This is a genomic window from Streptomyces sp. W16, assembly GCF_033194735.1.
Classification (GTDB): Bacteria; Actinomycetota; Actinomycetes; order Streptomycetales; family Streptomycetaceae; genus Streptomyces.
In genome coordinates this window covers 1-17,096 of the sequence record NZ_JAWOAI010000193.1, presented here as the reverse complement: position 1 = coordinate 17,096, position 17,096 = coordinate 1, and the positions used below count along the sequence as shown (strand labels likewise).

Sequence of the window (17,096 nt, the reverse complement as noted above, 5' to 3'; positions counted from 1 at the left end):
ATGCCCTGCGTGCCCAGCACACCGTGGTCCTGCGCTGCTGACGGACCGACCGCCACCAGGCCAGTCAGTCAGTCCGTCAGTTCGACGCGAGGAACACAGCCATGCCCATCGACCCGTACGCGGTCCTGCGCGCCCTGCTGCGCGCGGAGGCCGTACGCAACGCGCCCAAGCCCGAAGCGCGTACACCCGAGCCGCAGCGGCCCGCGGAGGAACCCAAGCGCTGACCCGAGCGCGCGGCCCGGCGGCGGCTACCGCTTCCGCCGGGCCGTGCCGAACAGCGAGCGGGTGATCTCACGGCCGATCTGGGTACCGACGGAACGCGCCAGGGACTTGAACATGCCGCTGCCGACGACCTGTTGGACCATCGACTCGTCCTCCTTGGCCGGAGCCTTCTTCGCTGCCGCCCTCGGTGTCTCGGCAGGCGCCGGTCGCGCCTCCGACAGCTTCTCGTACGCCGACTCGCGGTCCACGGCCTGTGCGTAACGGCCGTAGAGGGACGAGGACTTGACCGCCTGGTCGAGGGTCGCGGCGTCGATCGGGCCCATCAGGGACTCGGGGGCGCGCAGGCGGGTGACGGCGACGGGGGTCGGGGCGCCGTTCTCGCTCAGGACCGTGACCACGGCCTCGCCGGTGCCGAGGCCGGTGAGGATCTCCTCCAGGTCGTAGGAGGAGTTCGGGAAGGTCTTCACGGTCGCCTTCAGGGCCTTCTGGTCGTCCGGGGTGAAGGCCCGCAGGGCGTGCTGGACGCGGTTGCCGAGCTGGGCCAGGACGTCGCCGGGGACGTCCTTGGGGGTCTGCGTCACGAAGAAGACGCCGACCCCTTTCGAGCGAATGAGGCGGACGGTCTGCGTGATGGAGTCCAGGAAGGCCTTGGAGGCGTCGTTGAAGAGCAGATGCGCCTCGTCGAAGAAGAAGACGAGCTTCGGTTTGTCGGCGTCGCCGACCTCCGGGAGGTCGTGGAAGAGGTCCGCGAGGAGCCACATCAGGAAGGTCGAGAAGAGCTGCGGTTTGTCCTGGACGGCGGGGAGTTCGAGGACGGAGACCATGCCCCGGCCGTCGGTCGCCGTGCGCAGCAGCTCGCTCGTGTCGAACTCGGGCTCGCCGAAGAAGTCGGCCATGCCCTGCGCCTCGAAGGCGGTGAGGGAGCGGAGGATCACGCCGGCCGTGGCGGTCGACAGGCCGCCGATGTTCTTCAGTTCCACCTTCCCCTCGTCGGAGGTGAGGAAGGTGACGACGGCCCGCAGGTCCTTGAGGTCGATCAGCTCCAGGCCCTTGGTGTCGGCGTAGTGGAAGATCAGGCCGAGGGACTGCTCCTGGGTCTGGTTGAGCTGGAGCACCTTGGAGAGCAGTACCGGTCCGAAGCCGGTGATCGTGGCGCGGACCGGGATGCCGTGGCCGATGCCGCCGAGGGCGTAGAACTCGGCCGGGAACCCGGTCGCGGTCCACTGCTGCTTCACTTCCGACGCCCGGCCCGCGACCTTGTCGTTCGTCACGCCCGGCGCCGAAATCCCCGACACGTCGCCCTTCACATCCGCGAGGAACACCGGCACGCCCTGCGCCGAGAGCTGCTCGGCGATGAGCTGGAGCGTCTTGGTCTTGCCGGTGCCGGTGGCGCCCGCGACCAGACCGTGCCGGTTGAGCATCGGAAGGGGGATGCGGATCTGCGCGTCGGGCAGACAGGCCCCGTCCCAGAGCAGGGCGCCCAGATCGAGTGCAGGTCCTGTGAAGGCGTACCCGGCGGCGATCGTCTCGCTGTCACTCATATCTGGCCCCTGTTTCCTTTTTGCCCGTCTTTGCGGCATCTTTTCCAGCGTCGCACTCCGTCTCCATGGCTGCGCCCGGAACGTCATGACCGGTAGGCTTTCCGTGTGATCTTCAAGCGCATCGGAAACGGCCGGCCGTACCCCGACCACGGCCGGGAAAGCACCCGGCAGTGGGCGGACGTCGCGCCGCGCCCGGTCCGCCTCGATCAGCTCGTGACGACCAAGGGCCAGCTCGACCTGGAGACCCTGCTCGCCGAGGACTCGACCTTCTACGGCGACCTCTTCGCGCACGTCGTGAAGTGGCAGGGCGACCTGTACCTGGAGGACGGCCTGCACCGCGCGGTCCGCGCCGCCCTGCAGCAGCGTCAGGTGCTCCACGCGCGCGTGCTTGAGCTGGACTGAACGCCAAAACCGTAGGGCGTTGACCCTTTCGGGTTGGTCTCGGCGCTGTCGAATGATCATCTAGTAGGCATCGTCGCCCGGGCGCACTACGCTGCGCTCATGAGCATGCTGACTCCCCCAGGCATGGGCGGCCAGTACCGGATCACGGGGGACAAATACCCGCGCATGCGCCGTCCGCGGCGCCGCGGGAGGCTCGTCCTCATGGTGGTCGCGTCCGTCGCCGTACTGGGTGTGGGCGGGTGGGGCACATTGCAGCTCATCGACGTCTTCACCGGTGGCGGCAAGCAGGCCGCGGCGGCCGGTCCCAAGGCCGACTGCGCGACCAAGGCGAGCCCCTCGGCCTCGGCGAGCACGGGCGCGAACGCCGCCGTGCCGAAGCCGGCCCAGATCACCGTGAACGTCTACAACGCCACGCCCCGCAGCGGCCTCGCCAAGTCGACGGCCGACGAACTCAAGAAGCGCGGCTTCCGGATCGGCGACGTGGGCAACGCGTCCGCGCAGTTCGACAAGAAGGTCAAGGGCACCGGGATACTGCTCGGCCCCGCCGCCTCCCTCGACACCTCGCTGCCCGTCCTCGCCACCCAGCTCACCGGCGCCGAGCGCCGCACCGACGCCGGCCGCAAGGGCAGCACCGTCGACCTGATCATCGGCACCGCCTTCAAGGACCTCACGGCGAAGACCGCCGCCGACAAGGCCCTGGCCGCGCTGAGCGGACCCGCACCGACGGCCACCGCGACCCCGAGGTCCTGCTCGTAGCCGTACGAGAAGAGGCGTGCAAGCCCGTACGGCCAGGTAAGAGCCGTACGGGAATCGGGTGTTACTCCGCCGCCCCGTACAGCCGGTCGCCCGCGTCGCCGAGGCCCGGGACGATGTAGCCGTGCTCGTTCAGGCGCTCGTCGACCGAGGCCGTCACGACCGTCACCGGGGTGCCGGCGAGCTCGCGCTCCATGACCTCGACGCCCTCGGGGGCGGCGAGCAGGACCACCGCGGTGACGTCGTCCGCGCCGCGCTTGATCAGCTCGCGGATCGCCGCGACCAGGGTGCCGCCGGTGGCCAGCATCGGGTCCAGGACGTACACCTGGCGGCCGGAGAGGTCCTCCGGCATGCGCGTGGCGTACGTGGAGGCCTGCAGCGTCTCCTCGTTGCGCACCATGCCCATGAAGCCCACCTCGGCGGAGGGCAGCAGCCGGACCATGCCGTCCAGCATGCCGAGGCCGGCCCGCAGGATCGGCACCACCAGCGGGCGCGGGTAGGACAGCTTGACGCCGGTGGTCGAGGCGACCGGCGTCGTGATGTCGACCTGTTCGGTGCGCACGTCGCGCGTGGCCTCGTAGGCGAGCAGGGTGACCAGCTCGTCGGCCAGGCGGCGGAAGGTCGCGGAGTCGGTGCGCTGGTCGCGCAGCGTGGTGAGCTTGTGGGCGACCAGGGGGTGGTCGACGACGTGGAGACGCATGTCCACAACAGTAGCCGCCACTCCCCACCTGCTCGCGCTGGCATCAAACCGCCCGTCCGGGGGAAAGTGGGAGGGACGGACCGGGGTGGTGAGCCGATGCCTGACCGTGAGTCCCACGAGGACCCGTCACAGCACGAGAGCCGGGAGACCGATGCCGAGCGCAGACGGCGCCGGGCACAGTTCCTGCGGGAACTGACCGAGGCCCGTGAGCTGCGCGACCGCGTCCAGCCCCGCCGCGCCAAGGCCGCCCGGCTGCGCCACGCCATGCGTATGCGCACGTTCCGCTGGTAGTTGAGGCCTGTCTCACAGGACTTTGTAAGGCCAACCCGGTGCGTGTGGACGGCGATCGACGCGTACGATCCCGCTGGTGGTCGATCAAACACGGGCGGACACAGGGAGCCGAAGACGTCCCCTGGACGCCTTGTTTCTGCCACGATTCCGAGTGGGTGGGGCTCGGAGCACGAGCTCTCCCCGCCCGCAACCTCCGCCGGGGGGACCCCCAACCGGCACGCCTAAGACCAGTGGGAGAGTCACGGTGTACTTCGCCGCACTGCTCGCGCGCACCGAAGACGGGTGGGAAGCGAGCGACACAGAGCTCGACGATGTCGAGAGCCTGTCGGATCTGGCCGAACTGGCCCGTGAAGCCTCGCCCGAGGACGACACGGTGCTGGTGCTCATCGAGCAGGAGGACGCCTGGTTCGGCGTCGTCCGCATCGACGGCGAGGACGACCCCCGGATCTACGTCTCGGACGCAGCTGCGGCAGCCCGCAGCTCGTACGGCGAGATCCTGCTGACGGACGAGCTGCTCGGACGGGATCCGGACGACGACGATGTCGCCGATCTGGACTCCCTCGACCTCGACGGCACCGAGGACGGTGACACCGAGGAGGAGGACGACGACGAGGACGGCACCTCCTCGGCCGAGGCCGTTCCGCACAGCCCCGTCGGGGACAGCCAGATCCTCGACGACCTGGGCGTCGGCGAGAAGGAGCTGCGCCTCCTCGACGCCGACGACGCGCTGAGCTCCATCGCCGAGGCCCTGGGGGCCTCGGAGGTCCTGGAGACCGTCCGCTGACCACAGCACGCACAGAAGGGACTCCGGACCCGGTACGCGACCGCTGGCGGGCCGCGATGCGGCTCGCCCTGGACGAGGCCGGACAGGCCGCCCTGGGCGGCGACGTCCCGGTCGGCGCGGTCGTACTGTCCCCGGACGGTACGACCGTGCTCGCCACCGGACACAACGAACGCGAGGCCACCGGCGATCCGACGGCGCACGCCGAGGTCCTCGCGATCCGCCGGGCCGCCTCTCACCTGGGTGAGTGGCGGCTGTCCGGCTGCACACTCGTCGTCACCCTCGAACCCTGCACGATGTGCGCGGGCGCGCTGGTGCAGTCCCGGGTCGACCGGGTCGTCTACGGCGCCCGCGACGAGAAGGCCGGCGCGGCCGGCTCGCTCTTCGACGTCGTACGCGACCGGCGGCTCAACCACCGCCCCGAGGTGATCGGGGGCGTGCTCGCGGACGAGTGCGCGCACGTCCTCACGGAGTTCTTCCGCAGCCGCTGATTACCGATTTCAAACCACGCCCCACCTTGTTGTAAGGTCTCTCTCGGTAGCGTGTCCGAGCGGCCGAAGGAGCTCGCCTCGAAAGCGAGTGTGGCGCAAGTCACCGAGGGTTCAAATCCCTCCGCTACCGCTTCTGGAGGGCCCCGTCGAAAGACGGGGCCCTTCGTGCATGCCGTCGGGAACAGCCCTCCACCTGCGGGCCGTTGATCCCAAATGGGGTGGCGAAGGTTACACTCACCGCCGGCAACAGGGGGCCCACGGGCACGGACGTCACAGGGGAGGCCGCGATGGCGGTGAACGCGAAGAAGATCGCCGTCTATGTGCTCGTGGTCTTCGCGCTGTACGTGATCATCACGGACCCGTCCAAAGCGGCGGACTACGTCCAGATAGGCTTCGAGGGCATATCGGACGCCGCCAAGGCCATCGGCGACTTCATGACCTGGCTGGCCGACGGGGCGCACTAGCCGACCACCCGGGAGCGTGCAGATGATCCGCCACCTCGTCCTCTTCAAGCTCAACGAGGGCGTCCAGCGCGACGACCCACGGGTGGTGGCGGGCGTCGAGGCCTTCCGCCCGCTCGGCGACCTGATCGAGGAACTGCGCTCCTGGGAGCTGGGCTGGAACATCAGCGACCGCCCCATCGCCTACGACTTCGCGATCAACTCGTCGGTCGACGACAGCGACGCCCTGAAGCGGTACGTCGAGCACCCCGCGCACCAGGCGGGCGTGGTGCTGTGGCGGGAGTTCGCCACCTGGGTGATCGCCGACTACGAGATCTGAACGCACCACCGGAGAGCCCCCTGCCGTGATGGCGGGGGGCTTTTACGCATCTCTTGCCCCAACTTGCCCGTCAACACGGCCTAACAAGGTATTAGTCGGTGCTTGCACACAGTGCACATGTCTTGTGATGCTATGACCGCTTTTGACGGATGAGTTGACCTATTGAAGAGGTGTGGCGTTGACCGTGTCGGCCAGTACAGCGCCGCCTCAGGAAGAGGCTCCCGCCCAGCCCCCGGCGGCAGCCGCTCCGCCGCGCAGCCGCGGCGCCGACACCCGGGCGCTCACCCAGGTGCTGTTCGGCCAGCTCAAGGGGCTCCAGCCGGGTACGCCGGAGCACAACCGGGTGCGCGGGGCGCTCATCGAGGCCAATCTCCCGCTCGTGCGCTACGCCGCCGCCCGCTTCCGCTCCCGCAACGAGCCGATGGAGGACGTCGTCCAGGTCGGCACCATCGGTCTGATCAACGCCATCGACCGCTTCGACCCGGACCGCGGCGTGCAGTTCCCGACCTTCGCGATGCCCACCGTCATCGGTGAGATCAAGCGCTACTTCCGCGACAACGTCCGTACGGTCCACGTCCCGCGCCGGCTGCACGAGCTGTGGGTGCAGGTCAACGCGGCGACCGAGGACCTGACGACCGCCTTCGGGCGCACTCCGACGACCGCCGAGATCGCCGAGCGGCTGCGCATCGGCGAGGACGAGGTGCTGTCCTGCATCGAGGCCGGCCGCTCGTACCACGCGACCTCCCTGGAGGCCGCCCAGGAGGGCGACGGACTGCCCGGCCTGCTGGACCGGCTCGGCTACGAGGACCCGGCGCTGGACGGCGTGGAACACCGCGACCTCGTCCGGCATCTGCTCGTCCAACTCCCGGAACGCGAACAGAGAATCCTGCTCCTGCGCTACTACAGCAATCTCACCCAGTCGCAGATCAGCGCGGAACTCGGCGTCTCCCAGATGCATGTCTCGCGGCTACTCGCGCGTAGCTTCCAGCGACTGCGTTCCGCCAACCGCATCGAGGCGTAAATCCGCGTCCTCCAGGCATAACCGAAAGCGCGAGCGAGCCGTCACCGTTACGAACGAATCGCTCACCAGGGCGCTTCCCGACAGTTCTGCGCTGAAAAACCGTCAGACCCCCTTTTTCCAGGGCTGTTTCGTAACAGACATGTCGACATGTCACTACAGCGTGTTGCCGACATGTGACATTCTGCGGGAAGCGCGTTTGCCGAGGCCCAGGCTCCGGTATTCAGGTGAAGGCACCGCTCCCCAGACGGGGGCGATCGCCGCGACCGTCCCGCGACCCAAAGGGGGTGGCATGTCCGCAGACCAGGGCAGCTCGAAGGTGCTCACGCTCACCAAGAGCGAGGCTGAGCCCGCACTCGACGCCGTTACGGTCCTGGAGGCCGTACCCGCCGTACCGGCCCCGGCCCTCCCGACCACGGGAGCAATCGACACCCGCACCCTGTCCCGCTCCCTCTTCCTGCGGCTCGCCGCACTCGACGAGAACAGCCCCGAGCGTGGTTACGTCAGGGACACCCTCATCGAGCTCAATCTCCCGCTGGTGCGGTACGCCTCCGCGCGTTTCCGCTCCCGCAACGAGCCGATGGAGGACATCGTCCAGGTCGGCACGATCGGCCTGATCAAGGCGATCGACCGCTTCGACTGCGAACGCGGGGTGGAGTTCCCAACGTTCGCGATGCCGACCGTCGTGGGCGAGATCAAGCGCTTCTTCCGCGACACGTCGTGGTCGGTGCGCGTCCCGCGTCGCCTGCAGGAGCTGCGACTGGCCCTGACGAAGGCCAGCGACGAGCTCTCCCAGAAGCTGGACCGGTCACCGACCGTCCCCGAACTCGCCGCGGTCCTGGGCGTGTCCGAGGAGGACGTCGTCGACGGCCTCGCGGTCGGCAACGCCTACACGGCCTCCTCGCTCGACTCCCCGGCCCCCGAGGACGACGGCGGCGGCGAGGGCTCGCTGGCGGACCGCCTCGGCTACGAGGACACGGCCCTGGAGGGTGTGGAGTACCGGGAGTCGCTGAAGCCCCTCCTGGCCAAACTCCCGCCCCGTGAGCGCCGGATCATCATGCTGCGCTTCTTCGCGAACATGACCCAGTCGCAGATCGGCGAGGAGGTCGGCATCTCCCAGATGCACGTCTCCCGCCTCCTCACGCGCACCCTGTCCACCCTGCGCGAGGGCCTGATCTCGGACTGAACCCCGTTCTGAACCCGCCGCCAAGGGTTCCTATTTGACGAAGTGTCAGCCACCATGGCGCGATGCGTCGTCCGACACGGACAACTGGCCGCCGAGGCGCCCTGCTGGGTGCGTCGGCGGCCGTCGTCTGCGTAACGCTGACCGCGTGCGGAGGCGGCAACTCCGGTGGCGGTTACGTGGCGGTCGGCCCACCCCGGCCATCCGTCACGCCGGCACGTCCGACCGGCGGCGTGACACTGGTACCGCTGGACACCCCGAAGTCGCCTCACCCGACCGGGACTTCAACACCCACCCCGCCGTCCTCCCCGTCCGAGGGCGCCAAGTCCGGTCGCAGCAGCACACATTCACCATCACCGACCCCGACTGCCGTTCCTACGACGGCTCCCGCCACCGCCGCCGCCCTCAGCTGGGGTGCCCCCGTGCGCGTGGCCACAGACCACCGCTGGTGCGAGGACGTGACCCTGACCTTCCACAACTCCGGGGGTACGGCGGTGCGTTCGGGCACGGTGACGTTCGGGACGCACATCATCGGGGCCCTCGGGATCGACTGGGCGACGATCGAGTCCACCGAGCAGCTCCCCGTACCGATCGCGCCCGGCGCGCGCGAGCAGAAGACCTGGACCGTGTGCGTCGACGCGTGGCGCGTGCCGTTGGGGATGCACATCGAGACGCGGGACGTGTCCGTGGAGTGGCACTAGGCGGCACATGAAGTGCACGGCGATTCTGCAGCGCCCCAAAGGGGCGCGGGGCTGTGTCGATATGCGGCTCCGCCGGGTGGGCGCGACAAGCCACGACGGCGCAGCAGACGGTTGACGGCAGGTCACGGCTCCCCCAGCGGAGCGGAGCGGCTGCGGGGACGCGTCGAAGACGTGGTCGTCGACAGCGCGGCCCGGGGGCGGGGGATCGCCGCGCTCCTGATCGAGCAGGCGCTGCTGATCGCCCGGGAGGCCGGCGCGCGGACCGTCGATCTCACCTCACGGCCGGACCGCACCGCGGCGAACCGGCTGTACGAGCGGCTCGGCTTCCGGGTTCGGGAGTCGACGGTCTACCGGTTCCCTGTGGAACCGGCCCGGTAGACCACGGCTCGGGTGGAGCGGTCGGTACTGGTGGAGCGGTCGGTCCTACATGACCGCCAGGTAGACCACCGCCGCCACGACGGCCACGGCGACGACGATGCCGATGATCAGGCCGATTCGAGGTCCGGCCGAGGCCGTGGGCGCGGCCTGCTGCCGGCCGCCCTGGGGAGTCTCGTCGACGAAGGCACGGAACATCTGGGTGCTGCCGGCGGGGTCGTAGTTGCCCTCGGGGCCCTGGGTGTTTGCCATGGGCCGAGACACTAGCGAATCCCCGGGGGACACCCAAGTGCGGGGCCTCGCGGAGCCATTCCCACCTGTGGGTTTACGTTCAGTAATGCTTGCCTTTGCCAACTTTTTATGCCGCGCCTACCTATTTTATTTGCCTGTAGCAACCAACCTCTCTTATGGTTGCCCTAAGCAACGAACATGGGAGGTGTGATGGCCGAGCGGACGCAGTACGAGGAGCTGATGCGTCAGTTCAGTGCCTTCGGCGCCGTGCGCAGGGAGCTGGGGCGGATCATGCCGTCCGACTGCCCCGGCGGATCCGCGGCCGTACTGACCCTGCTCGACCGGTACGGCGACATGCGGATGAGCAAGCTCGCGGAGCTGCTCTCCGTCGACATGTCCGTGACCAGCCGCCATGTCACGCACGTCGTCGACCGGGGCTGGATCGAACGGTCCCCCGACCCCGCCGACAAGCGCTCCCGCATCCTGCGCCTCACCCCCCGCGGCCGGGCCCAGGTGGACGAACTCTCCCGCCGGACCGCCCAGTTGCTCGCCGACCGGCTGAGCGACTGGAGCGACGAGGAGGTCGGGCAGCTGATCCGGCTCATGGCCCGGCTGAGGGCCGACTTCGGCGACTGCCGTACCGCACCACCCCGCCCGACCACCCCCCACACCCCCCACCTCGCACTCGACCACACCACCCGTACACCTGCATAAGCACGGAAGAAAAGGAAGCCCATGGCAACGACCACACCAGCCGGTGTGCGGGCTCACGCCAAGCACGGAGGGGCGTCCCCCGCAGCACCCGACGGCGCTCCGATGACGCACCGGCAGATCATGGAGGCGCTCTCCGGGCTGCTGCTCGGACTGTTCGCCGCGATCATCTCCTCGACGATCGTCACCAACGCCCTGCCGACGATCATCGGCAGTCTCGGCGGCGGCCAGGAGGCCTACACCTGGGTCGTCACCGCGGCCCTGCTCTCCATGACGGCCTCGGTGCCGCTGTGGGGCAAGATGGCGGACCTGGTCAGCAAGAAGGCCCTGGTCCAGATATCCCTGGTCATCTACATCATCGGCTCGGTCGTCGCCGGCCTCGCGCAGAACCCGGCGATGCTGATCGGCGCCCGTGTCATCCAGGGCCTCGGCGCCGGCGGTCTCTCCGCCCTCGTCCAGGTCGTGATGGCCGCGATGATCGCCCCGCGCGAGCGCGGCCGGTACTCCGGCTACACCGGCGCCACCTTCGCGGTGGCGACCGTCGGCGGTCCGCTGCTCGGCGGTGTGATCACCGACACCTCGTGGCTCGGCTGGCGCTACTGCCTGTTCGTCGGTATCCCCTTCGCGCTGATCGCGCTGGTGGTGCTCCAGAAGACGCTGCACCTCCCGGTCGCCAAGCGAAAGGTCAAGGTCGACTGGACCGGCGCCTTCTTCATCACCGCCGCCGCCTCGCTGCTGCTGGTCTGGGTGACCTTCGCCGACGACAAGTACGAGTGGCTGTCGTGGCAGACGTACGCGATGGTGGGCGGCACGTTCGTGCTGGCGCTGCTGTTCGTGTTCACCGAGACGCGGGCGAGCGAGCCGATCATCCCGCTGCGCCTGTTCCGCAACCGCACGGTCTCCCTTGCTTCCCTGGCCTCACTGTTCGTCGGTGTCGGCATGTACTCGGGCACGGTCTTCTTCTCCCAGTACTTCCAGCTGGCCCGCGACAAGTCCCCCACGATGTCCGGTGTCATGACGATCCCGATGATCGGCGGACTGTTCGTCGCGTCGATGGTCTCCGGCCGCTTCATCACCAAGACCGGCCGCTGGAAGGGCTGGCTGGTCGCCGGCGGCCTCTTCCTCACCGCGGGCCTGGGCCTGCTCGGCCTGATGCGCTACGACACCCCGTACTGGGAACTGTCCATCTACATGGCCCTGTTGGGCATCGGCGTCGGCACGATGATGCAGAACCTCGTCCTGTCCACGCAGAACCAGGTCACCCCGAAGGACCTCGGCGCCGCCTCCTCCACGGTGAGCTTCTTCCGCTCGCTCGGCGGCGCGGTCGGCGTCGGCGTGCTCGGCTCGGTCATGTCCGGCCGGATCACGCACTACGCCAAGGACACCATCACCTCCCTGGACCCGCAGTCGCAGGCCGCCGCCGCGAAGGCCGCCGGCAGCAGCGCCCTGCCCGACATGGACGCCCTCCCGGGCACGGTCCGCACCTGGCTGGAGAGCGCCTACGGCCACGGCATCGCCGACGTGTTCCTCTACGCGGCCCCCTTCGCCCTCATCTCCTTCATCGTCGTGATGTTCATCAAGGAGGTCCCGCTGCGGACGTCCGGCGGGCTGGCCCAGGCGGCCGAGGAAGCCGTGGGCGTGCTGGACGCGGCGGAGATCCCCGCGCCGGCCGAGCAGAAGGTCCCCAGCTGGGCGGCCGAAGGTACCGAGCAGCAACTCGCCGCCGTGGCAACGGTGGTGGGAGAGGAGACCGCACCCGTGACCGCATCCGACTCCGCATCCATCCCCGTGTCCGTCCCCGTGTCCGGTGGGATTCCCGTGCGCGGCCACGTCCGCGGCGCCGAGAGCGCGCCCGTCCCGCAGGCCGCCGTCACGCTGATCTCCCTCGGCGGACGCCAGTTGGGCCGCTCGGTCACACAGGCGGACGGCTCCTACGCGCTGGACGCGCCGAGCGTCGGCTCGTACGTCCTGATCGCCTCCGCCGACGGCTTCCAGCCGCAGGCGTCGACGGTCGTCGTCAACGGTCCCGAACCGGTGTCGTACGACGTGCTGTTGAGCGGTACCAGCGGCCTGAACGGGCTCGTCCGGGCGGCGGAGACGGGGCTGCCCGTCAAGGACGCGATGGTCATCGTGACGGACGTGCGCGGCGACCTTCTTTCCACCGGAGTCACCGGTGAGCAGGGCGAGTTCGCGTTCGCCGAACTGGTGCCGGGGGCGGTGACCGTCGCGGTGAACGCCGACGGGTACCGGCCGCGCGCGCTGCCCGTCGAGGTCGGCGGCACCGGTGTCACCCGGGTCGAGATAGACCTCGACTCCGGTGCCCAGGTCCTGGGCGTGGTCCGGGCCCCGCACGGCCCGCTGGCCGACGCCCGCGTGACCCTCGTGGACGCGGCGGGCAACGTGGTCGGCACCGCCACCACCGGCACGGACGGGGCGTACGCCTTCACCGATCTCAGCGGCGGCGAGTACACGGTGATCGCGACGGGCTACCCGCCGGTCGCGACCGCCCTGACGCTGAACGGCCGCGGAGCCGACGGCCACGACATCGAACTCGCCCACCCCGGCGAGTAGTTCCCCCCACCCCGGCCCGTGGAGCGTGTCCCGAGCGGAGGCACGCCCCACGGGCCGGTCCCGTTTCCACCGGTTTACGGCTGTACGGCAAGGAGTTACGAGAGACATGGGACTGACCGCGAAGATCCGTACCCGCGACGGATGGGCCGTGTCGCACGCGGTCGTCACGGTGACCGACACGACCGGGGCGCAGGTGCTGCGGGCCGAGGCGGACGCGGAGGGGGCGGTGCGGGACGTCAACCCGCTGGCCCCCGGGCCGTACACGGTGATCGTGACCGCCGTGGGATACGCACCCGCCGCCGCCACCGCGATCGTCACCGCGAGCGGCCGGGCCGAGGTCGGCACGGTCACCCTGGCCCGGCAGGGCGGCACCGAACTCCCGCCACCCGGCCCGTGGATCGTGGACCCCGCGCACTCCACGGTCGGCGCGGTCGCCCAGCACCTGGGCATCTCCAGCGTGCGCGGCCGTTTCACCGACTTCACGGCCACGGTCGAGATCGCACCCGACGACATCGCCAAGTCCCGCGTGGAGGCGGTCATCCGGGCCGCGTCCATCGACACCGGCAACGGCATGCGCGACGACCACCTGCGCTCGGCGGACTTCCTGGACGTGGCCCGCTACCCGGAGATCACCTACTCCTCGACGGGTCTGACCACGGCCGGCTCCGACCGCTGGACGGTCTCCGGCGAACTGACCCTCCACGGTGTCGTACGACCCGTCGACCTCGACCTCGCCTACCTCGGCACCGGCGCCGACCCCTGGGGCGGCACGCGCGCCGCGTTCCGGGCCACCACGGAACTGCACCGCGAGGACTTCGCGATGAACTACAACCAGGTCGTCCAGGCGGGCATCGCGGCGATCGGTACGACCCTCAAGGTCGAGCTGGACATCCAGGCGGTGCAGGGGGAGGCGTTGCCGCGGGCGTGACGGGGTGGGCTGCGCCTAGGCTGATCGGTATGGCACCGAACATCGCGAGCAACACCTCCGTGTCCCTGGACGAACTGCTGGACTTCGTACGCCCCCGCCACCGCGCCCTCCTGCTGACCCGGCGGGCCGACGGCAGCCCCCAGGCCTCGCCGCTGACCTGCGGGGTCGACGACTCGGGGCGGATCGTGGTCTCCACCTACCCCGAGCGCGCCAAGACCCGCAACGCCAAGCGGGATCCGCGGGTCAGCGTGATCATCCTGAGCGACGAGTGGAACGGGCCGTGGGTCCAGATCGACGGCACGGCCGAGGTCATCGACTCACCGGAGTCCGTGGAGCCGCTGGTCGAGTACTTCCGGAACATCTCGGGGGAGCATCCGGACTGGGACGAGTACCGGGCGGCGATGGTGAAGCAGGGGAAGTCGATCGTGCGGGTCACTCCGGAGCGGTGGGGTCCGGTGGCGACGGGTGGCTTCCCGGCCCGGCTGGCCACCGGCGACTAGACCCCAACAACTGGACCCCGTAAGGGAGTTCAACCCCTTTTCACCATCGCCTCGATGCCCGCCACCAGCAGGTCCAGGGCGAAGGTGAAGTCCCGGTCCATCATCTCCGCGACCGTGTCGCCGCCCCGGGCCGCCATGAGTCGCTTGGACTCCTCCACGACCTCGGCGGTCGTCGGGGCGCCGTCCAGCGTGGTCATGGCGTGCCGGAAGTAGTCGTCGGGGGTCATGCCGGTGTCGGCGACGCGGGCGAAGAAGTGGCCCTCGATCGTGCCGTAGCCGTACACGAACTGGAAGACGGCCGAGATCGCCCCCGTCACCCCGTGGTCCGGCAGCCCGGTGCGCCGGATCACGCGCTGGACGACACGGGAGAAGGACAACGAGTTCGGCCCGATGTTGAGAAACGTCCCGGCGAGCGGCGACAGCCACGGGTGCCGTACCAGCAGCCCCCGGTACTCCGTGGCCAGCATCCGCAACTGCGCCCGCCAGTCCTCAGCCTCGGCCTCCGGATCGGGCAACGACAACTCGCCGAAGGCGGCGTCCAGGGCGAGTTCGAGTAGGTCGTCCTTGGTGTCGACGTACCAGTAGACGGACATCGCGGTCACATTCAGCTCGGCGGCCAGCCTCCGCATCGAGAACTTCGCGAGCCCTTCGGCGTCCAGCAGTCGTACGGTGACTTCGGTGATGCGGGTGCGGTCGAGACCGGAGGGTTGTCCCCCGCCGCGTCCACCCCGGCGCGTCTTCGTCTCAAGCCAGACACTGGTACGCGCGGAACGCCCTGACGGCGAGCTTGTCTTGGCCATGACGCACCTTCCTCAAGATCCAAATCCCGGATCACTGTAATCAGGGGCGCGGGGAACTGCGCGACCAGCCACAACGCACCCGCAGACACTACTGAGCGACCACCACCCCCGAGTCTGCCCGCTCTGCCCTCCACAACAACGCAGCCGCAAGCAACCCCCCGGTCAAGACAGCAACCGCCCCCACCAACTGACTGACCTCCAGCCCGGCAGCGAAGGAATCGGTCACCCTCCGCCTCTCCTCAGCCGAAGACGCCGCCGCCAAGCCGACCGGCAGGGACACCGCCGCGAACCGAGAACTCAGCACCGCACCAAGAACGGCCACCCCCAACCCGTTCCCGAACTCCCCCAACGTGCCATTCACCCCGGCCCCAACCCCCGCCTTCTCCGGCGGAATCGCGCTCATGATCGCGTGAGCCATCGCCGGATTGGCAATCGCCGCCCCCGCCCCGATCAACACCAGCCCCACCAACGTCCCCGCATACCCGCCGGTGGCGAGCGACGCGATCGACACCAACCCCGCCGACATCAACACCATCCCCAGCCCGATGGCCCGCGGAGCACCAAGCCGCGCCGTCCACTTCGCCGCCAACCCCGAGAAGTTGAGCGCCACGATCGCCAGGGCGAGCGGCGCCGTACGGACACCCGCCTCCAACGGGCCGTAGCCGAGGACGAATTGGAGGTGCTGGGTGAGCAGGAACAGGGAGCCGGCCATGCCGAAGGTGATCAGGACGACCCCGGTGACCGCGCCCGTGAACCGGCGGTCGCGGAAGAAGTCCAGGTCGAGCATGGGGTACGGGACACAGTTCTCCCAGTACGCGAAGGCCGCGAGGACGAGGACAGCCACTGCCCCCGTGAGCAGCACCTGCCCGGACGTCCAGCCGTGCGCCGGGCCGGAGATGATCGCGTAGACCAGCGCGGCCATGCCGACGGTCGAGAGCAGCGCGCCGAGGAGGTCGGGGCGGTCGCCGCGCGGGTTTTTCGACTCGGGGACGAGTACCACCGCCGCGACCAAGGCCAGTGCCGCGACCGGGATGTTGATCAGGAAGATCGCGCCCCACCAGAAGTGGTTGAGCATGAAGCCGCCGAGGAGCGGGCCGGTCGCGAAGCCGAGGGCGTTGACCGCGGCCCAGATGCCGATCGCCTTCGGCTGTTCCTCGGGGGTGAAGATCTGCATCACGACGGCGAGGGTGGTGGTGATGAGCAGCGCCCCGCCCACCCCCATACCGGCCCGTGCGGCGATCAACTGCCCTGTGGAGTCGGCGAGTCCGGCGATCAGCGAGCCCGTGCCGAACAGCGCGAGACCCGCGATCAGCATCTTCTTGCGGCCGTAGCGGTCGGCGGCGCTGCCCGCGGTCAGCAGGAGCCCGGACTGTACGAGCGAGTACGCGTTGATCATCCACTGGATGTCCGCGGTGCTCGCGTCGAGTTCGCGGGTGAGCGAGGGGATCGCGACGTTCAGCACGGTGTTGTCGAGCAGCACGGTGAGCTGCGCGAGGCAGATGACTCCGAGGACTATCCAGCGCTGGGGGTGGCCTTGAAGGCCCTGGGGGCCTGGGGAAGTCGGCATGCTGTACACCGTAGAACAGTTCCTATACGGCGTACAACAGAGATGTTCCGGACACGAAGAAGGGGCGGTGACCACGTGGTCACCGCCCCTCCGGGGTCAGCCGGCTGTCAGCTGCTCGCCTTCTGCGTCAGGTCGTAGAAGGTGGCCGAACCGACCGTCACCTTCTTGTAGTTCTTCTCGACCCACGAGGTGATCTGCGAGGAGCTGCCGGTGCTGCTGCCGCCCATGCCGGTGCCGCCCGAGATGAAGTAGTGGATCTTTCCGTCCGCCACGTACTTCTGGAACTGGGCCAACGTCGGGGACGGGTCGGTGCCGTTGAAGCCGCCGATCGCCATCACCGGGTCGCCGGTGGCGAGTTGGTAGCTCGCGGCGTTCTGGGAGCCGATGGACGCGGCGACCCAGGTGTACTTGCTCGCGTCCGTCTGGAGCAGCTTCTTGGCCGCCGAGGTGACCGTCGCGCCGTTGAGCAGGCCGCCGACGCCACCGCCGCCGCCCATACCGCCGTCGCCGGTCTGGCCGCCGAAGCCGCCGCCCTGGTTCTGCGTCGTAC

At 69.3% G+C, this 17,096-nt stretch carries 20 protein-coding genes, 1 tRNA gene and 2 pseudogenes; 17 read left to right on the top strand and 6 right to left on the bottom strand.

The genetic code is table 11. From position 1 onward, the window contains the following. The first annotated feature begins 101 nt into the window (after positions 1 to 101). Entirely contained in the window at positions 102 to 224 is a 123-nt protein-coding gene (locus R6V09_RS25005) for a hypothetical protein (RefSeq protein WP_317883663.1), read from the top strand. A gap of 24 nt (positions 225 to 248) precedes the next feature. On the opposite strand, the gene R6V09_RS25000 is transcribed toward R6V09_RS25005, so the two are convergent. After that, entirely contained in the window at positions 249 to 1,763 is a 1,515-nt protein-coding gene (locus R6V09_RS25000) for a helicase HerA-like domain-containing protein (RefSeq protein WP_317883662.1), read from the bottom strand. Between the two features lie 105 nt (positions 1,764 to 1,868). Between R6V09_RS25000 and R6V09_RS24995 the strand changes: the two genes are divergently transcribed. Then, the gene (locus tag R6V09_RS24995; RefSeq protein WP_003999914.1) at positions 1,869 to 2,165 is read left to right on the top strand and encodes a type II toxin-antitoxin system VapB family antitoxin; all 297 of its coding nucleotides are present in this window, start codon (positions 1,869 to 1,871) and stop codon (positions 2,163 to 2,165) included. A 123-nt stretch (positions 2,166 to 2,288) separates the two neighbouring features. Then, positions 2,289 to 2,921 (top strand): LytR C-terminal domain-containing protein, encoded by a 633-nt coding sequence (locus R6V09_RS24990; RefSeq protein ID WP_317883664.1) that lies wholly within the window; start codon positions 2,289 to 2,291, stop codon positions 2,919 to 2,921. A 61-nt stretch (positions 2,922 to 2,982) separates the two neighbouring features. Here the strand turns inward: R6V09_RS24990 and upp are convergent, their stop codons facing one another. Next, positions 2,983 to 3,618 carry a uracil phosphoribosyltransferase gene (gene upp / locus R6V09_RS24985; protein WP_200691015.1) on the bottom strand — a complete coding sequence of 212 codons (636 nt, stop codon included), beginning with the start codon at positions 3,616 to 3,618 and terminating at the stop codon, positions 2,983 to 2,985. A 96-nt stretch (positions 3,619 to 3,714) separates the two neighbouring features. On the opposite strand from upp, the gene R6V09_RS24980 reads away from it, so the two are divergent. From R6V09_RS24980 to R6V09_RS24935, 10 genes and pseudogenes are all read left to right on the top strand, one after another. Then, positions 3,715 to 3,909, top strand: coding sequence for a hypothetical protein (locus tag R6V09_RS24980; RefSeq protein ID WP_317883661.1), 195 nt, complete (start codon positions 3,715 to 3,717; stop codon positions 3,907 to 3,909). Positions 3,910 to 4,153: 244 nt separating this feature from the next. Beyond that, entirely contained in the window at positions 4,154 to 4,693 is a 540-nt protein-coding gene (locus tag R6V09_RS24975) for a tRNA adenosine deaminase-associated protein (RefSeq protein WP_317883660.1), read from the top strand. A 56-nt stretch (positions 4,694 to 4,749) separates the two neighbouring features. Next, positions 4,750 to 5,181: a tRNA adenosine(34) deaminase TadA gene (gene tadA / locus R6V09_RS24970; protein WP_317883659.1), complete on the top strand. Its 432-nt coding sequence runs from the start codon at positions 4,750 to 4,752 to the stop codon at positions 5,179 to 5,181. Between the two features lie 45 nt (positions 5,182 to 5,226). After that, positions 5,227 to 5,311 (top strand) — tRNA-Ser (locus R6V09_RS24965). A gap of 157 nt (positions 5,312 to 5,468) precedes the next feature. After that, the gene (locus R6V09_RS24960) at positions 5,469 to 5,645 is read left to right on the top strand and encodes a hypothetical protein (protein WP_317883658.1); all 177 of its coding nucleotides are present in this window, start codon (positions 5,469 to 5,471) and stop codon (positions 5,643 to 5,645) included. Positions 5,646 to 5,667: 22 nt separating this feature from the next. Beyond that, positions 5,668 to 5,961, top strand: a complete 294-nt coding sequence (locus R6V09_RS24955; protein WP_317883657.1) for a Dabb family protein — start codon at positions 5,668 to 5,670, stop codon at positions 5,959 to 5,961. A 172-nt stretch (positions 5,962 to 6,133) separates the two neighbouring features. Continuing rightward, a complete protein-coding gene (locus tag R6V09_RS24950) occupies positions 6,134 to 6,982 on the top strand; it encodes an RNA polymerase sigma factor SigF (protein ID WP_262060894.1) in 849 nt (282 codons plus the stop codon). Positions 6,983 to 7,271: 289 nt separating this feature from the next. After that, positions 7,272 to 8,165 carry an RNA polymerase sigma factor SigF gene (locus R6V09_RS24945; protein WP_317883656.1) on the top strand — a complete coding sequence of 298 codons (894 nt, stop codon included), beginning with the start codon at positions 7,272 to 7,274 and terminating at the stop codon, positions 8,163 to 8,165. Positions 8,166 to 8,584: 419 nt separating this feature from the next. Next, positions 8,585 to 8,863 (top strand): hypothetical protein, encoded by a 279-nt coding sequence (locus tag R6V09_RS24940; protein ID WP_317883655.1) that lies wholly within the window; start codon positions 8,585 to 8,587, stop codon positions 8,861 to 8,863. A gap of 132 nt (positions 8,864 to 8,995) precedes the next feature. Next, positions 8,996 to 9,241 (top strand): annotated as a pseudogene (locus R6V09_RS24935) (GNAT family N-acetyltransferase); the annotation flags it as partial. Between the two features lie 45 nt (positions 9,242 to 9,286). Here R6V09_RS24935 and R6V09_RS24930 read toward each other — a convergent pair. Then, positions 9,287 to 9,490, bottom strand: a complete 204-nt coding sequence (locus R6V09_RS24930; protein WP_317883654.1) for a hypothetical protein — start codon at positions 9,488 to 9,490, stop codon at positions 9,287 to 9,289. Between the two features lie 189 nt (positions 9,491 to 9,679). Here R6V09_RS24930 and R6V09_RS24925 point away from each other — a divergent pair, with 189 nt between their 5' ends. The 4 genes from R6V09_RS24925 to R6V09_RS24910 all read left to right on the top strand — a co-directional run bounded on the left by R6V09_RS24925 (position 9,680) and on the right by R6V09_RS24910 (position 14,179). Then, a complete protein-coding gene (locus R6V09_RS24925; protein WP_317883653.1) occupies positions 9,680 to 10,183 on the top strand; it encodes a MarR family winged helix-turn-helix transcriptional regulator in 504 nt (167 codons plus the stop codon). A 21-nt stretch (positions 10,184 to 10,204) separates the two neighbouring features. Then, a complete protein-coding gene (locus R6V09_RS24920) occupies positions 10,205 to 12,751 on the top strand; it encodes an MFS transporter (protein WP_317883652.1) in 2,547 nt (848 codons plus the stop codon). A gap of 106 nt (positions 12,752 to 12,857) precedes the next feature. Continuing rightward, positions 12,858 to 13,679, top strand: coding sequence for a YceI family protein (locus R6V09_RS24915; protein WP_317883651.1), 822 nt, complete (start codon positions 12,858 to 12,860; stop codon positions 13,677 to 13,679). Between the two features lie 29 nt (positions 13,680 to 13,708). After that, positions 13,709 to 14,179: a PPOX class F420-dependent oxidoreductase gene (locus R6V09_RS24910; RefSeq protein WP_317883650.1), complete on the top strand. Its 471-nt coding sequence runs from the start codon at positions 13,709 to 13,711 to the stop codon at positions 14,177 to 14,179. A gap of 29 nt (positions 14,180 to 14,208) precedes the next feature. Here R6V09_RS24910 and R6V09_RS24905 read toward each other — a convergent pair whose 3' ends face one another. From R6V09_RS24905 to R6V09_RS24895, 3 genes and pseudogenes are all read right to left on the bottom strand, one after another. Next, a complete protein-coding gene (locus R6V09_RS24905) occupies positions 14,209 to 14,979 on the bottom strand; it encodes a TetR/AcrR family transcriptional regulator (protein ID WP_317883649.1) in 771 nt (256 codons plus the stop codon). Positions 14,980 to 15,067: 88 nt separating this feature from the next. Continuing rightward, the gene (locus R6V09_RS24900) at positions 15,068 to 16,546 is read right to left on the bottom strand and encodes an MFS transporter (protein WP_317883648.1); all 1,479 of its coding nucleotides are present in this window, start codon (positions 16,544 to 16,546) and stop codon (positions 15,068 to 15,070) included. A 107-nt stretch (positions 16,547 to 16,653) separates the two neighbouring features. Next, a pseudogene (locus tag R6V09_RS24895) lies at positions 16,654 to 17,096 on the bottom strand (glycosyl transferase); the annotation flags it as partial.

What these genes read in the sequence shown, in the direction of transcription:
- R6V09_RS24910 (WP_317883650.1), top strand. Translation starts at nt 13,709, where the DNA reads ATGGCACCGAACATCGCGAGCAACACCTCCGTGTCCCTGGACGAACTG.
- R6V09_RS25005 (WP_317883663.1), top strand. Translation starts at nt 102, where the DNA reads ATGCCCATCGACCCGTACGCGGTCCTGCGCGCCCTGCTGCGCGCGGAG.
- R6V09_RS25000 (WP_317883662.1), bottom strand. Translation starts at nt 1,763, where the DNA reads ATGAGTGACAGCGAGACGATCGCCGCCGGGTACGCCTTCACAGGACCT.
- R6V09_RS24945 (WP_317883656.1), top strand. Translation starts at nt 7,272, where the DNA reads ATGTCCGCAGACCAGGGCAGCTCGAAGGTGCTCACGCTCACCAAGAGC.
- R6V09_RS24925 (WP_317883653.1), top strand. Translation starts at nt 9,680, where the DNA reads ATGGCCGAGCGGACGCAGTACGAGGAGCTGATGCGTCAGTTCAGTGCC.
- R6V09_RS24960 (WP_317883658.1), top strand. Translation starts at nt 5,469, where the DNA reads ATGGCGGTGAACGCGAAGAAGATCGCCGTCTATGTGCTCGTGGTCTTC.
- R6V09_RS24980 (WP_317883661.1), top strand. Translation starts at nt 3,715, where the DNA reads ATGCCTGACCGTGAGTCCCACGAGGACCCGTCACAGCACGAGAGCCGG.
- R6V09_RS24905 (WP_317883649.1), bottom strand. Translation starts at nt 14,979, where the DNA reads ATGGCCAAGACAAGCTCGCCGTCAGGGCGTTCCGCGCGTACCAGTGTC.
- R6V09_RS24990 (WP_317883664.1), top strand. Translation starts at nt 2,289, where the DNA reads ATGGGCGGCCAGTACCGGATCACGGGGGACAAATACCCGCGCATGCGC.
- R6V09_RS24930 (WP_317883654.1), bottom strand. Translation starts at nt 9,490, where the DNA reads ATGGCAAACACCCAGGGCCCCGAGGGCAACTACGACCCCGCCGGCAGC.
- R6V09_RS24955 (WP_317883657.1), top strand. Translation starts at nt 5,668, where the DNA reads ATGATCCGCCACCTCGTCCTCTTCAAGCTCAACGAGGGCGTCCAGCGC.
- R6V09_RS24915 (WP_317883651.1), top strand. Translation starts at nt 12,858, where the DNA reads ATGGGACTGACCGCGAAGATCCGTACCCGCGACGGATGGGCCGTGTCG.
- R6V09_RS24900 (WP_317883648.1), bottom strand. Translation starts at nt 16,546, where the DNA reads ATGCCGACTTCCCCAGGCCCCCAGGGCCTTCAAGGCCACCCCCAGCGC.
- tadA (WP_317883659.1), top strand. Translation starts at nt 4,750, where the DNA reads ATGCGGCTCGCCCTGGACGAGGCCGGACAGGCCGCCCTGGGCGGCGAC.
- R6V09_RS24920 (WP_317883652.1), top strand. Translation starts at nt 10,205, where the DNA reads ATGGCAACGACCACACCAGCCGGTGTGCGGGCTCACGCCAAGCACGGA.
- upp (WP_200691015.1), bottom strand. Translation starts at nt 3,618, where the DNA reads ATGCGTCTCCACGTCGTCGACCACCCCCTGGTCGCCCACAAGCTCACC.